The sequence below is a fragment of the Oryzobacter telluris genome, assembly GCF_043099285.1.
In the GTDB taxonomy this organism is placed as follows: domain Bacteria; phylum Actinomycetota; class Actinomycetes; order Actinomycetales; family Dermatophilaceae; genus Oryzobacter; species Oryzobacter telluris.
The window spans coordinates 864,072-879,847 of sequence record NZ_CP170723.1 but is presented as its reverse complement, the minus strand read 5'-3'; the positions used below and the strand labels follow the sequence as shown (position 1 = coordinate 879,847).

Here is a 15,776-nt window from a genome sequence, read left to right as displayed (position 1 = left end):
CCACTCCGGTTCTGTCGATAACAATACGGAGAATGTCTCCGTTTCTGCAAGGAGAATGTCAGTGACGTCCGCCGCCACCGGGCGGTCGACCCTCGAGTCGCCGCCGGAAACCGTTGCCGCACAGGCGACCTCGGCATCCACTGACGCGTCCGAAGCTCCCCAGAAAAGTTCTCGGCCGATGCGCGCCGACGCCCGCCGCAACTACGACAAGATCCTCGCCACGGCCCGGATCGTGTTCACCGAGCGCGGCACCGACGCCTCCCTCGACGAGATCGCCAGGCGCGCCGAGGTGGGTCCCGGCACCCTCTACCGCCACTTCCCCACCCGCGAGGCCCTCGTCGACGCCCTGATGCAGGAGTGGACCGACCGGGTGTCCGCCGACGCCGACGCCGCCATCGCCACCGGCGCGCCCGCCCCCGTCATGCTCCTCGACTGGTTCGAGCACTTCATCGAGCACATCACCCTGCACCGTGGCGCGGCCACGAAGATCTGCGCGGCGATGGACGACCCCGCGTCGCCGATGTACCGCAAGTGCCACGTCATGGGCCAGGCCAACCGCCGCGTCATCGAGCACCTCGACGCCACCGGCGAGCTGCGCGACGGCGTCGACCCGGCCAACGTCATGCGCCTCGTCAGCGGCATCGCCAGCGTCGCCGACACCAGCCGCGCCGACATCGCCGTGCGCCCCATGCTCGAGGTCGTCGTCGACGGGATCGTCCGCGCCTGACCCGCTGGCGGGTCGCCTCCGGTCGCGACCGGAGGACAAACCTGTCGACGGGGTCACCGTCGTCGGCGCCGACCCCGTACGCTGGATGGTGTCCCGCCGCTCGGCGGGAACGCATCCGCGACACGGGGGCCGGGGCCTTGCCCTCGGCGAGCGTGCGCGTCGGCCCGGGACGTCGTCCCGCCCGCCCGACGGCCACGACGTCCCCGGAGCCGGGCCGGCGCCGCCGGTCTCGCTCCCGCCGTGTCCGACGAAGGAGAAGGAACCGCTTGGCACAGCGAGCTCCGCGCCGTGCCGGCGCGCCGCGGTCCACGCAGCGTGACCGGCAGCGACCGCGCGCCCACGACGACGAGGGGATCATCCCCGTCCTCGCGCGCGCCATCCGCAAGGTCGAGGCCGACGCGATGCGCGGCCGGGTCCGGCCGCGTGAGCGCACGGCTTTCCAGGTGGTCGCCCTGCTCGTCCGCGAGGAGCGCGCCCGGCTGAAGACCGACACCACGGTCTCGGCCGGCGAGCGCACCGCCGCGATGACCCGGCTCGACGGCATCGCCACCATCCTCGCCAAGACGGCCGCGCGCGACACCTCGCTGCTCGAGCTGCTGGCCGACGGTGCGGTCGTCTCCGCCGACGCCAAGGACCTGAAGAACCGGATGCTGCGCGACAGCGGGCGCGAGCCCGAGGCCGTCGTCGAGCCCGAGCCGACGACGTTCGCCGAGCCGGTCCCCACCGCGCGACGCGTGGTCCCGCAGACGGTCATCGCCCGCCAGCTCGCCAACCCCTTCCTCGCGCCGGGGGCCACCCCTCCCCCGCCGCCGCGCCCCACGACGAACCGGCTCGGCGGCTGGGAGCTGCTGACCCCGCTGTTCCGCGCCTTCGAGTACGGCGGCGACTCCACGTGCATGCCGCTGCCCGAGCCCGGCGCCGTCGTCCACGGCATCAAGGACCTCGAGCTCATGCACCACCAGGCCCAGGTCGTGGCGGCCGCCGCCGCGGGCCACCGCACCTTCCTCCTCGCCGACGAGCCGGGCCTGGGCAAGACCGCGCAGGCGCTGCTCGCCGCCGACGCCGCCGACGCCTTCCCCCTGCTCGTCGTCGTCCCCAACGTCGTCAAGGCGAACTGGGCGCACGAGGCCGAGCTGTGGACCCCCCGCCGGGCGGCCACAGTCGTCCACGGCGACGGCGACACCATCGACGGCTTCGCCGACATCGTCATCGTCAACTACGACATCCTCGACCGGCACGTCGGATGGCTGGGCACCCTGGGCTTTCGCGGGATGGTCGTCGACGAGGCGCACTTCATCAAGAACAAGACCTCGCAGCGCTCGCAGCACGTGCTGGGGCTCTCCGAGCGGATCCGGGCGCGCAACAGCCACGCCCTGCTCATGGCGCTCACCGGCACGCCGCTCATCAACGACATCGAGGACTTCCGCGCCATCTGGCAGTTCCTCGGCTGGATCGACGACAAGAAGCCGCGCAACGCCCTCATGGCCAAGCTCGAGGAGACCGGCCTCGCGCCCGCCGACCACGGCTTCTACGCGGCCGCGCGCACGAGCGTCATCGAGATGGGCATCGTCCGGCGCCGCAAGGTCGACGTCGCCTCCGACATCCCGGCACGCCGCGTGGCCGATCTCCCCGTCGAGCTCGACGACGAGGCGAGCCGCTCGATCCGGGCCGCGGAGCAGGACCTCGCCCGCCGCCTCGTCGCACGCTACGAGGCGTCCCGCGCCGCCCGCGCGGTCGACGTCGACGCCCACGTCATCGACCACGACCTCGTGCGCAAGGTCGCCGCGGCCGAGCGCAAGAACGCCGGCACCGACAAGACCGGCGACAACGTCTTCTCGGTGATGCGCCGCATCGGCCAGGCCAAGGCCGGGCTCGCCGCCGACTACGCGGCGCAGCTGGCGCGCAGCGTCGGCAAGGTCGTCTTCTTCGCCAAGCACATCGACGTCATGGACACCGCCGAGGCGACCTTCGCCAAGCGCGGCGTCGGCTACGCGTCGATCCGCGGCGACCAGACGCCCAAGCAGCGCAAGGAGAACATCGAGGCGTTCCTCACCGACCCCGACGTCCACGTCGCGGTGTGCTCGCTCACCGCCGCCGGCGTCGGGCTCAACCTCCAGGTCGCATCGAACGTCGTCCTCGCCGAGCTGTCGTGGACCGCGGCGGAGCAGACCCAGGCGATCGACCGCGTGCACCGCATCGGCCAGACCGAGCCGGTCACCGCGTGGCGGATCATCGCCGCGCAGACCATCGACCCGCGGATCGCCGAGCTCATCGACGACAAGGCGGGGCTGGCGGCGCGCGCCCTCGACGGCTCCGACGAGGAGGTGGGCTCCTCGGCCGACGTGCAGCTCGAGGCCCTCGTCACGCTGCTGACCGAGGCCCTCGAGTCGCGCTCGGCCACGTCCGGCGGGACGTCCGCGACGACCTGAGGAGCGGCGCCGCCGGCAGTGCAGGATGAACCGCCGGCGACGCCTGGATGAAGGCTAGGGCGGCGCCGGCCCTCGCTCAGGTCATCTCGGCGTTCCAGGCCGGTTGTCGAAGGTTCATCGGCCGATCAGCCGGTGCACGCGACGGTCCCGGGTCCATGACCCGGTCGGACCATGCCGGACCTGCGGGAACGGCTCCAACGGGCTATGTCCGTGGTGATGACCGCGGTCCTAGGCTGCGGCTGTTCCCGACGGATCCCGTAGTCCCTGTCACCCGGTGCGCAGTACCGGGAAGGGCCCGCCGGTATTCCGGGGCGCTGCGCCTGCCTCGGCCCACAACGTCATCAAGGGCCCTAGCAGGAAGGCCGCCCATGAGGTCACCGCGTGGACGCCGTTCCATGACCGTCGCCGCTGTCTGCGCCGTCGTCGGAGCCGCCGTCGTCACCGTCCAGCCCAGCGCTGCCGCCCAGACCGCGTGCACGACGACCCAGGGGACGGGGTGGACCGCCACGCTGTGCCTCTCCGCGCTCGTGGACGGGCCCGCGACCGGGCCCGTGCAGGTCGCCACCACGGTGGACGTCTCCGCCGGTGGCCCGCGCGTCGCGAAGGCCGAGTTCGCCCTGCGCGACGCGTACCTCCTCACCGACTACGAGGCCCCGTACGCCTTCACGCTCGACACGGCCGACGTCGTCGACGGTGCCGCGACCCTGCGCGCCCAGCTCGTCTTCCGCGACGGGACCATCTCCGACCCCACGTCCGTCGACCTGGTGCTCACCAACGGGGTGAGCACCCCACCGACCCCGACGGGGAGCTGGTCACCGCCGACCCGCCCGCCCGCCACCCAGACCGACCCCCTCGTCGTGGCGGCGGTCGGTGACGGCGCCGGCGGCGAGACCGCGGCGACCGACGTCACGAACATGATCGCGGCCTGGCAGCCGGAGATGATGACCTACCTCGGCGACGTGTACGACGACGGCACGATCACCGAGTTCCGCAACTGGTACGGCGACTCCACCCACTGGTACGGACGCTTCAAGGACATCACCGCGCCCGTCATCGGCAACCACGAGTACAACAAGAACGCGTCCGGCGCCTTCGAGGCCGACGGCTACTTCCGGTACTGGAACAACATCCCCCACCACTACAGCTACGACGCCGGCGGCTGGCACTTCGTCTCCATCGACTCCACGACCCAGTACAACCAGACCGCAACGGGCACAGCGCAGTTCGACTGGCTCGTCCAGGACCTGGCCAACCGCACCAACCCCTGCACCGTCGTCCTGTGGCACCACCCGCTCAACACGGTCGGCAGCGAAGGGCCCTCGCAGCGGATGGCGGCGATGTGGCAGGTGCTGCGCCAGAACAACGTCACCCTCGTCCTCAACGGTCACGACCACCAGTACCAGCACTGGATGCCGCTCGACGGCAACCAGCAGCCCGACCCCGACGGCGTCACCGAGATGGTGTCGGGCGCCGGCGGACACTCGAGCCAGAGCATCACCGGCAGCGACCCCCGCGTCGTGGCGACGCACCAGGCCTACGGCGCCCTTCGCCTCGAGGTCTTCCCCGACCGGGTCGACTACACCTACCGGACCCCCAACGGGTCGACCGGCAAGGTCCTCGACACCGGGTTCGTCCGGTGCACCGCGTTGCCCGCCGACACTCAGCCACCGACCCGCCCCTCCGGGCTGACCGCGACCCTGCAGACGACCGGGACGGCCACCTACTCGGCCGACCTCGCCTGGAACGCCGCCACCGACGACCGCGGGGTGGCCCAGTACCGGGTCCGCCAGGGGGCGAGCGTCCTCGCGACCCTGCCGTCGGGCACGCGGACCTACACGGCGATCAACCTCGCCTCGTCGACGACCTACGCGTTCACCGTGTCCGCCCTCGATGCCGCGGGCAACGAGTCACCGGTGTCCACGCCCCCGGCGTCGGTCACCACCCCGGCCCCGACGCCCGTGACCGAGGTGGCCGCCACCGACGCCGACGCGTACACGACCGAGCAGCAGCCGACGAAGAACTACGGCAAGGCCACGGCCCTGCGACTGGACGCCGACCCGTCCACGAACAGCTACGTCCGGTTCACCGTGTCCGGGTCGCACCCGAACGTCACCTCGGCGCACCTGCGGCTGTGGGCCACGGCGAAGAACACCGCCGGGGTCCAGGTCCGCACCGTCCCCACGACCTGGGGCGAGACGACGATCACCGCGGCCAACGCCCCCACGGCGGGGCCCCTGGTCGCCACGAGTGGGTCCGTCACCTCCGGGACCTGGGTCGACGTCCCGGTCACGTCGACTGTGGTCGGCAACGGCACGTACGCCTTCAAGCTGTCGACCACGGGGACCACGGCGTCGACCCTCGCCAGCCGTGAGGCAGGCGCCTCCACGACGGCGCAGCTCGTCGTCAACAGCCAGCCGCCGCCGGACACCCAGCCGCCGACCGTCCCCGGGAACGTCAACGCCGCCGCGCCCTCGCAGAACCACGTCGACGTCACCTGGACGGCCTCGACCGACAACGACGCCGTCTCCTACTACACCGTCTACCGCGACGGCGTCGCGAAGGACACCGTGGTGGGTTCCCAGCGCGCGTACGTCGACACCGACGTCAACGCCGGGCGCGCCTACACCTACGCCGTCGACGCGGTCGACCCCGCGGGCAACCGGTCGGCGCGCAGCGCGACCGCCGCGGTGACCCCGCCGGACGAGACGCCACCCGAGCTCCCCGACCCGTTCGACGTGGTCCTCACCGGGCCCACGACGGTCAGCATCCGCTGGGGCGCCTCGACCGACAACGTCGGCATCACCGGGTACCGCCTCAAGCGGGACAACCCGACCATCGCCCAGCTGCCCGCGTCCGCCACCTCGTACGACGACGACACCGTCAAGGCCGGCAAGACGTACACGTACGCGCTGAGCGCGACCGACGCCTCCGGCAACCGCTCCGACGCCGTGACCGCCTCGATCACCGTGCCCAGGGACAACGGCGGCTCCCCGCCGACGACCCCCGGCAACGTCACGGCAACCGCCACGGGGGAGCGCACGGTGAACGTCGAGTGGACCGCGTCCACCGACGACACCGCCCTCAGCGGCTACGAGATCTTCCGTGACGACGTGTCCGCCGGCCTCGTCGGCGCGTCGGCCACCTCGTGGAACGACACCGGCCGGGCCCCGGCGACCACGTACTCGTACACCGTGCGCGCGATCGACGAGAACGCGAACTTCTCCCTCCTCTCCAGCCCGCCCGCGACGGCCACCACGTGGGCCCTGGACACCACGGCACCGAGCGTCCCCGGTGGCGTCCAGGCGGCCGGCGCGAGCCTGACCTCGATCGGGGTGACGTGGACGTCGTCCACGGACGACCGCGGGGTCACCGGCTACCGCCTCTACCGGGACGGCACCCAGCTGGGCGGCGACCTTCCCGCCGACGCGACGTCGTTCACCGACACCGGTCTCGTCACGGGCTCGACCCATGCCTACGAGGTCGACGCCGTCGACGCCGCCGGCAACCGCTCGGCCCGGTCCGCGGCCGTGAGCGCCCGGACCCAGGTGCCGGCGCCCTCGACCCAGACCTTCCAGGTCGGCGCCGACGCCTACGTCAACTCCGCCTCCCCCGGCTCGAAGTACGGGACCACGACGACGCTACGGCTCGACGGCGACCCGGTCGTCTCGTCGTACCTGCGCTTCACGACGAGCAGCCTTCAGCCGGTCGTGACGTCGGCGGTCCTGCGGGTCTACGCCAACGCCCGCAACACGAGCACCGTGCAGGCGCGCACCACGAGCACCACCTGGGACGAGGCGACGATCTCCTGGACCACCGCCCCGGCGCCCGGGGCCGTCGCCGGCTCCGCGGGCCCGACGGCCGCGGCGGGCTGGGTCGACATCCCGGTCACGGCGACGATCACGGGCAACGGCACGTACTCCTTCGTCCTCAACCAGCCCGGTGTGACGGCCGTGGCCTTCCAGTCGAAGGAGGCGGGGGCCCCCACGGCCGCCGTGCTCGTCGTGACCTCGTCGTACTAGCCCCCCTGCCCTCCCCCACGGGCACCACCCGCCGGACGCCGGTCCGTCTCAGGGGATTCCGCCGGCACCGCGGGTGGCAGTGGGGTCCCTCCGGGCCGAACTACCCGGAGGGACCACCACCTCGGGCTCCCGGAACCGGTGTCGCGGCTCCGGGGCGCCGTCTGGGTGCCCCTGACCCTGCTCAGGTGAGGACGGGCTGCCCCCTGACCCTGCTCAGGTGAGCACGGGCTGCGGGGCGGGGGGCCGCACCACGGGGTCGGTCTGCGCCACCACGGCGCGGGCCTCCTGCGCCCGGCCGAACCTCAGGTAGAGGGAGGGCACGACGAACAGGTTGAGCAGCGTGGAGGTGAGCAGCCCGCCGAGGATGACGATCGCCATCGGGTACTCGATCTCGTGACCGGGGACGTCGCCCATGACGACGAGGGGCACGAGGGCCAGCGCCGTGGCGAGCGTCGTCATGAGGATGGGGGCGAGGCGCTCGCGCGCGGCGCGCAGCACGAGCTCGGGGCCGAACTCCACGCCCTCCTGCGCCTCGAGGTGCTGGCAGTGGCTGATCATGAGGATGCCGTTGCGCGCCGCGATCCCGAGGACGGTGAACAGGCCGACGAACGAGCCGATCGTCATCGTGCCGCTCGTCGCCCAGGCCGCGAGCACCCCACCCACGAGGGCCATCGGGAGCGTCAGCAGGCTGAGGACGGCCAGCCGCCACCGGCGGAACGACCCGTAGAGCAGCCCGAGGATCGCCACGAGGGCGACCCCGGAGAGCAGGTTGAGGCGCTGCGCGGCGGCCGTGCGCTCGGTGTCCTCGCCGATGACCTCCACGCGGTAGCCCAGCGGCATCTCCACGCCCGCGACGGCGGTCCGGACGTCGGCGGCCACGTCGGCCAGCGCGCGGCCCTCGACGTTCGCGCCGACGTCGAGGCGCCGCGACCCGTCGATCCGCCGGATCATGCTCGGCGTCGAGGCCATCTCGACCGACGCGACGTCGGCCAGCCGCACGGTCCCGCCGGCGGGGGTGTCGATGAGGAGGTCGCGGACCTGGTCGGGGGTGCGGCGCGACTCCGGAACGCTCCACACCATGACGTCGTAGGCCTTGCCGACGCGGTAGACGTCGGAGAGCTCCTGGGCCGCGAGGTACACGGCGGCCTGCCGGCGCACGTCGCCGGGCTTGAGGCCGACGGCCTGCGCCTTGTCGAGGTCGACCTGCACGACGAGCTGCGGGACGCGGGTCTGCAGGTCGGTGTGTGGGTCCTTGACCCCCGGGATGCCGGCGATGGCGTCCTCGATCTCGTGCGCCTTGCCCTCGATGACGTCGAGGTCGTCCCCGTACACGCGCACGACGACGGCCTCTCCGGCGCCCGTCAGCACCTCGCGGATGCGCTCCTTGAGGTAGGTCTGCACGTCGCGGCGCAGGCCCGGGTAGCCGTCGACGACCGACTGCACCCGCGCGAGCGTCGCGTCGTAGTCCTCGTCGGGGTCGATGCTGATCCAGTTCTCCACGAAGTAGATGCCGTAGACCTCGTCACCCATCGCCGCCTGTCCCACGTGGGCGCCGAAGTTCCGCACCCCCGGCACGGCGCGCAGCTCGCGGCTGGCCGCCCTCGTGACGGCGATCGTCTCCTCGTGGGAGGCGCTGGGCTCGAGCACCCAGTGCATGAGGAAGTCGCGCTCCCGGAAGGTCGGGAGGAGGTCCTGCCCGAGCCGCGGCACGACGGCCACGCCGGCGGCGAGCAGCGCCACCACGACGGCGTAGGCGGCCAGCGGACGGCGCACCACGGGCCGGAGGAGCCGCGTGTAGCCGGCCTGGGTCCACCGCACCAGCGGAGGCGGCTGCGGGTGCAGCGGGGCCTTGCGCAGGAGGATGAGGGCCATCGCCGGCGTCACGGTGACCGCCACGAGCATCGAGGCCCCAACGGCGAGGGTGTACGACAGCGCCAGCGGCCGGAAGAACGAGCCCATGAGGCCCTGGAGGAAGAACACGGGGATCGCGGCCGCGAGGATGATGAAGGTCGCGTAGACGATCGGGCTGCGGACCTCGAGCGAGGCCTCGAGGACGATGGACGCCGTCGACCTCGTGCCGCCGGAGGCGCGGTGCTCACGCAGCCGCCGCACGATGTTCTCGACGTCGATGATGGCGTCGTCGACGACCACGCCGACGGCGATCACCAGCCCGGCGAGGACCATGGTGTTCGTCGTCTCCCCGCGCAGGTGGAGCACGAGGGCCGCCGCCACGAGCGACAGCGGGATCGCGACGAGCGAGATCAGCGCGGTGCGCCACTGGAAGAGGAAGAAGAGCAGGACGACCGCCACGAGGATGATGCCCAGCGTCAGGGCCCGCGTGAGGTTCTCGATCGCCAGCTCGACGAAGCTGGCCGGGCGGAAGATCGTCGTGTCGATCTCGAGGTCGCCGAGCGCCGGCTGCATCGACGCCAGCGACTGCTCGACCGCGCGCGTGACGTCGAGCGTGTTGCCCCACGGCAGCTTCTCCACGATGAGGAGGAGCCCGTCGCCGTCGTTGATCACCGCGTCGCCGATGAGGAGCTGGTGCCCCTTGACGACGTCGGCGACGTCACCCATGAGGACGGTGCCGCCGCCCTCCTGGGCGATGACGATCTGGGAGATCGACTCGGCCGAGTCGAGCGGGAGGACGTGCTGCACGGCGTACCGGTTCTGGCCGTCGTCGACGTACCCGCCGCTGCCGATCTTCGTGCCCGCGCGGTGCTTGAGCAGGCCCGCGTCGGTCCCGGCCGAGGCGGCCGCCATCACCTGCTCCAGGGTCACGCCGGCGGCGCGCATCCGGTCGGGGTCGATCTGGATCTGCCACTGGTTCTTGCGCATCCCCCACACGGCGACGTTGGCCACGCCCGGCAGCGACATCAGCTGGGGACGGATCTTGTAGCGCACGAGGGTCGACTGCTCGATGAGGTCGAGGGAGTCGGAGCGGACCCCGATCTTCATCACCCGGCTCGTCGCCGAGAGCGGCTGGAGGACGACGGGCGGCGTGGCCCAGCTGGGCAGGGTCGGCGTGATCGTCTGGATCCGCTCGGCGACGAGGCGACGGGCCTCGATGACGTCGGTGCCCTTGGCGAAGATCATCTCGATCGACGACTGCTGCGGGATCGACTTCGAGCGCAGGGTCGCCAGTCCGGGCATCCCGGTGAGGCCCTGCTCCATCGGGACGGTGATGAGCTCCTCCACCTCCTGGGCGGACAGCCCGAGGGCGTCGGTCTGCACCTCCACGCGCGGTGGCGAGAACTCGGGGAAGACGTCGACGGGGGTGTCGCGCAGCTGGAGCCCGCCGACGACGAGCATGACGACCGAGGCGGCGACCGCGAGGTAGCGGAACCGCAGGCTCGTCGTGAGGATGCGACGCATCATGGCCAGGCCTCCTAGTGCCCGCCGCCGACGCCGGTCTCGGCGCCGTAGAGCTTGATCGCCGCGCGGGTGACGACGTGGGTGCCCCGGGCCGGGCCGGCGGACACCGCGGCCGTGTCGCCCGTGATGCGCTCGATCGTCACGGGCACGCGGATGAAGGTGCGCTCCGTCGGGTTCGTGTAGACCCAGGGCTTGCCCTTCTTGTCGTAGACGACGGCCGCGAACGGCAGGGCCGCCGGGTCCTCGACGACGACCGTGGCCACCTCGAGCCGTCGGATGGCGTCGGCGGTGAGCGTCAGCGTCTTCGGGGCGGCCTTGTCGGCGCCGTCGACGATCTCGACCGCCGGGTACGGCTCGTGCACCGTGGCCTCGACCTGTGCACAGCCTGAGAGGACGAGGGCCGACACGGCGACGAGGACGGCGCCCGCAGCGCGCCGGACGTCACGCATGGCTGCCGACTCCCAGGTGCCCGTAGAGGGCGGCCTCGTCGAAGGAGAAGTCCTCGACCGCCTCCTCGCGGCTGCCGTAGCGGGCCGCCACTGCCGGAAGGACCACGAGGGAGGCGAGGGCGGTGGTCACGGCGCCACCCGCCAGGACGACCGCGACGTCGGAGAGCGCCTCGAGGCCGACCCGCGTGCCGAGCACGACACCGCCCAGCCCGACGAGCAGGGTCAGCACCGCCGATGGCAGGACCGCGCCGGTCGCGGCACCCGCCACCGTGGGGTCGTCGGGGTCGTCTGCGCGGGCCCGGGCGACCCGGACCACGGTGAGGGCCTGGTGGACGCCGAGCACGGCCAGGGCCAGCAGGCCGGCGAGCGCACCGATCGTCAGGTCGCCCACGACGAGCGCCGCGACGAGGCCGCCGGTCATCGCCAGGGGGATCGCGACGGTGGCGGCGACGGCCGTCCACCAGTTGCGCGTGGCGGCCTGGAGCAGGAGCAGCACGCCGAGCAGGGCGGCCACGCCGTACAGGAGGACGTCGCGGTGGTTGGCGTCGAGCCGGGCCCCCTCGTCCCTGACCTCCGCGTGGTACTCGGCGGGCAGGCTCATCGCGGACAGGTTGCTCGCGACGGCGTCCCTCACGGCGCCACTGCCGGCGTCGGCCACGATGTCGAGGCGACGCTGCACCGACTCGCGGTGGATGACGGTGGGCTGGTCGGACATCGTCACCGTGGCGACCTCACCGAGGGGCACCTGGCCCCCGCCCGGCGTCCCGATCGGGAGGGCCTTGAGCTTGTCCGGGCTGTTGCGCAGGTCCTCACCGGTCCACACCTGGACGTCGAAGACCTTCTGCTCCTCGAAGATCGCGCCGACCTCGATGCCGCCGACGAGGGTGGACGCCTGGCGCCGGATGTCGCCGGGCGACAGGCCCAGCGCCTCCGCCTTGGGCAGGTCGACCGCGATCTGGATCGTCGGCTCGGTGGGCGCCTCGACGAGGTGCGCGTTGCTCACGCCCGCCGTCTGCGAGAGGACCTCGAGGGTGCGCTGCGCGCTCGTGCGCAGGGTGGCCGGGTCGGGGCCGTAGACCGACACGACGAGGGGACCCTCGGCATCGGGCAGCAGGGCGTCGACGCGACCGTCGAGGGCGCTGCCGATCGTCGGGTCGAGGTCCCCGGCCGCACGCGCGGCCTCGAGGGCGGCGCCGGCGACGGCGTCGCGGTCCGCGCCCCCGGCGAGGGTGATCCACAGCTCACCGGAGTTCGTGCCGACCACGCGTTCGCCGGTGACGGCACGGCCCACGTGCCCGCCGACTCCCGAGACACCGTCGATCGCCCTGATCGTGCCGGCGAGCGAGCCGAGGGTGGTCGTCAGCGTCTGCGGCGAGGTCCCCTCGGCGGCGGTGGCCGACAGCACCAGGGTCCGCTCCTGGAACCTCGGGTGGGTCTGGACGTCGAGGCCGAGGAGGAGCGCCGCGGAGGCCGCGACCCCCACGGCCAGGACGGCCACGAGGGCGACGGCCGAGGAGGCGAAGCGCGTGGTGAGGGATGCAATACCTGACGAGACTCTCTGCGGCGCAACGCGGTTCATCCCGTTGGGCGCCCCGAGCAGAGCAGCGGTCGCCGGCGCGACGACGAGCGCGACGACGAGCGCGCCCGCGACCGCGAGGAGGAAACCCGTGGCGGCCTCGGGAAGGAACGCGCCTGCCCGGCCCTCGAGGAAGAAGGCCGGTACCGCGAGGACCAGGGCCGCCAGCGCCGTGTAGACGGCGTTGACCCCGAGGCCCGCGTAGGCGACGGTGACCCGCCGCGCCGGCTCGAGCTCCTTCGGCGCCCGGGCGAGGCCGTCGACGGCGGCCACGGCCTGGGCGATCGCGACGACACCACCGGCGGCCAGGCCGGTGAGTGCCACGAGGTTCACGGGGGTGCCGCGCAGGTCCAGCAGGAGCCAGCCCGCGAGCACCGACAGCCCGACGGTGGAGACGACCGTGACCACCGGTCGCCAGGCGCGGTAGAGCAGGGCCGACCCGAGGGCCAGGAGGACGAGGGCGACGAGGGCGGCCAGCGCGAGGTTGCGCCCCGCGGCGGCGACGTCGTCGGCCGGCCTGTAGAGCGAGGAGTCCATCGTCACGCCCGGGAGCCCCACGGAGAGGGACGCCAGCGCGTCCTCGATGCCGCTGCTCACCTCGGCGGTGCTGACCCCGGGCTGCTTCTCGACGACGAGGACGAGCCCCGAGGCGTCGTCGACGATGCCGTCACCGATGATCGTCGGCGGCGCCTCGACGATCGTCGCGACGTCCGCGAGGGTGACCGGTCCGGTGGCTCCCTCGACGGCGATGCGGCCGAGGGCGGCGTTGTCGGTGATCGGCGAGACGTGCTGCACGTTGACCCGCTGCTGCGGGAGGTCGAGGAACCCGCCGCGGCCCGGGGTCGACGCCTTGAGGAAGCTCAGGGGCGACACCCACAGGGCGTTGCCGGTCGTCGCCACGAGCTCGTCGAGGCTGACGCCGTGCTGCTGCATCCGCACGGGGTCGGCCTGCACGTGCAACTGGCGGTCGCGCATGCCCCACACCGACACGTTGGCCACGCCCTCGACGCTCATCAGCTTCGGGCGGATCGTCCACCGCGACAGGACCGAGAGGTCGACCAGGCTCTGCTCGCTCGACGACAGGCCGATCATCGCGACGCGGTTGGCCGCCGAGGTCGGCTGGAGCATCACGGGGGCCTTCGACGCGTTGGTCAGCAGGGCGCCCTGGGTGAGCCGCTCCTGCACCACCTGGCGGGCCCGGACCGGGTCGGTCCCCTTCTCGAAGGTCATGACGATCGACGACAGACCGGGGATCGAGGAGGACTGCATCCGGTCGACCCAGGCGACCCCGCTGAGGAGGTTCGACTCGAGCGGCACGGTGACGAGGTCCTCGACCTCCTGCGCCGAGAGACCGAGCGCCTCCGACTGGACCTCGACGGTCACGGGGGCGAACTCGGGAACCGGCTCGACCGGTGTCCCCCCCAGCTGGACCACGCCGAACACGGTGAGCACCGCGGCGATGATGACGACGAGGACACGCGACCGCGCGCCCCCTCTGACGATGCGACCGACCATGACCAACCCCCATGCAGCCGTGGCTGCGATAGGTAGGCGGAAGCTCCTGCAACTCCCGCACCCTCGGGAGCGTAGTGACGACGAACGCCCTTGGTAATAGCCCGTTGTGCTCATGCTGTGGCGATGCTGTGACCCCGACGGAGGGGGGTGGCATGGCCTGATCGGGCCATCCCGGACCGTTGCAATCACCACGACCCGGTGGGATATTTGTCGCGACCCGGACGTGCGAGGGTCCCCCTTGGCCGGCGGCCCGCCACCATCCTGCGGTGGCGGGCCACCTTTCTGCCCCCGGTCTCCGAGCCCTCCTGGGAGGCACCCGGGCCGCCGGGCAGTTCCTGCCGCGTGCGGGCACCGACCCGGGGGGTCAGCGCCCCCACGCGTACGTCGCGAGGTGCGTGGGCACCTGGTGGACGGAGAGGGTCGTGGGGATCTCGGCCTCGACGGTGAGGGCCAGGCCGGGCGGGACGACCACCACCTCCCCGGCGCGGCGCGTCGTCAGCGAACGTGACACCGAGGCGCAGGCACGACCCCGCACGACCACCACCGACGTCACGTGCTGTCCGGCCGGCAGGCAGAGCGTGGCGCCCGGCGCCAGCACCTCGCGCCACCCACGGACGTGCCCGGTGTCGATGACCTCCCCGGGGTGGGCCGGTGTGGTCCGCGCCCAGCCGCTCGTCGACCGCACGAGGTGCCGTCGGGGAAGGCCGGTCGAGCCGGCCGCCAGCAGCCGTGGGACCGACGGGTGGGCGGACGGCAGACGGACGTCCGTGCGGACGTTCTGGTCGTGCAACCGGACCACCGAGTCGACCGAGCAGCTGGCGTACTCCTCGAGGACGCAGCCGAGCACCGTGTGGACGACTCCCGTCTCCCGCACGGCCGCGACGTCACCGGCCATCGGCACCAGGGCGCCACGGGGGACGCGCTCACCGCGCCGCTCCCAGGACGCGGTCGTCGCCCAGGCCCGCCCCTCGGCCTCCCACTCGGCCCGGTCGGCCACGTAGAGCAGCGACCGCGACCGGGGGGCCAGCACGTGGAACCCCTCGAGCTTGGGCTCCTCGTGGACCTGGAAGGAGAAGCCCTCGCCGTCGACGAGGTCGAAGAGCGAGTAGCCGAACGGCAGGGCGACCTTGACCCCGTAGACCTTGTACTTGAAGAGGAAACCGAGCCGGGAGAAGAAGTGCGAGAACGCCTCGAGCTCGTCGAGGTCGCCGCACTGGCCCGAGAGGACGTCGCGCCACGAGGCGAGCAGCTCGGCCTCGGCGTCCTCGACCTCGCGGTACGGGCGAGGTCGGGAGAGGTGCTCGACGACGTCCTCGACCGGCGCCCTGCGTCGGGTCACCGACGGCGGTGGAGCCCACCCGGTGGTGGCGGATCCTGCTGGCGCAGAGGGCCTTCGGGTCACCGACGTCGTCATCGGGATGTGCCTCCCCCCGTGGTGTCCCACCGGGGGATGCCCTGCACCTGCCGTTCGCGTCGAGACATCGTCGTCGCCACCTTCCCTGCACACCTCGCGGCCGATGCCGTTCCAGCAGTGCGGAACCCGAGTACTGCTCTCCTGGGCCAGGCTCCGAGGTGGACCATTCGGCAGGTTGGAAGAGGAACCAACGTGCCTTACCGCCGGACCGTACCCACATCGGCGACGGCTGAAAATAGTCATTTGTGGTCATGCAGGTCCGTGACCTGCGG

The 15,776-nt window shown here is 72.4% G+C and carries 7 protein-coding genes; 3 read left to right on the top strand and 4 right to left on the bottom strand.

Annotated features, from left to right (window positions below; translation table 11 throughout):
* Positions 1-178 precede the first annotated feature (178 nt).
* From ACFLFB_RS03920 to ACFLFB_RS03910, 3 genes are all read left to right on the top strand, one after another.
* On the top strand, positions 179-727 hold the full coding sequence (locus tag ACFLFB_RS03920; protein ID WP_392544401.1) for a TetR/AcrR family transcriptional regulator: 549 nt from the start codon (positions 179-181) through the stop codon (positions 725-727).
* 266 nt (positions 728-993) lie between these two features.
* Positions 994-3,156, top strand: coding sequence for a DEAD/DEAH box helicase (locus tag ACFLFB_RS03915; protein ID WP_392544400.1), 2,163 nt, complete (start codon positions 994-996; stop codon positions 3,154-3,156).
* 395 nt (positions 3,157-3,551) lie between these two features.
* Positions 3,552-7,175 carry a DNRLRE domain-containing protein gene (locus ACFLFB_RS03910; RefSeq protein WP_392544399.1) on the top strand — a complete coding sequence of 1,208 codons (3,624 nt, stop codon included), beginning with the start codon at positions 3,552-3,554 and terminating at the stop codon, positions 7,173-7,175.
* Positions 7,176-7,388: 213 nt separating this feature from the next.
* Here ACFLFB_RS03910 and ACFLFB_RS03905 read toward each other — a convergent pair whose 3' ends face one another.
* The 4 genes from ACFLFB_RS03905 to ACFLFB_RS03890 form a co-directional block, all read right to left on the bottom strand.
* Entirely contained in the window at positions 7,389-10,553 is a 3,165-nt protein-coding gene (locus tag ACFLFB_RS03905) for an efflux RND transporter permease subunit (protein ID WP_392544398.1), read from the bottom strand.
* 11 nt (positions 10,554-10,564) lie between these two features.
* Entirely contained in the window at positions 10,565-10,999 is a 435-nt protein-coding gene (locus ACFLFB_RS03900; protein ID WP_392544397.1) for a hypothetical protein, read from the bottom strand.
* Positions 10,992-14,090 carry an efflux RND transporter permease subunit gene (locus ACFLFB_RS03895; protein WP_392544396.1) on the bottom strand — a complete coding sequence of 1,033 codons (3,099 nt, stop codon included), beginning with the start codon at positions 14,088-14,090 and terminating at the stop codon, positions 10,992-10,994. The genes ACFLFB_RS03900 and ACFLFB_RS03895 overlap by 8 nt, the downstream gene beginning before the upstream one ends.
* Positions 14,091-14,454: 364 nt before the next feature.
* Positions 14,455-15,429: a hypothetical protein gene (locus tag ACFLFB_RS03890; protein ID WP_392544395.1), complete on the bottom strand. Its 975-nt coding sequence runs from the start codon at positions 15,427-15,429 to the stop codon at positions 14,455-14,457.
* Positions 15,430-15,776 lie beyond the last annotated feature (347 nt).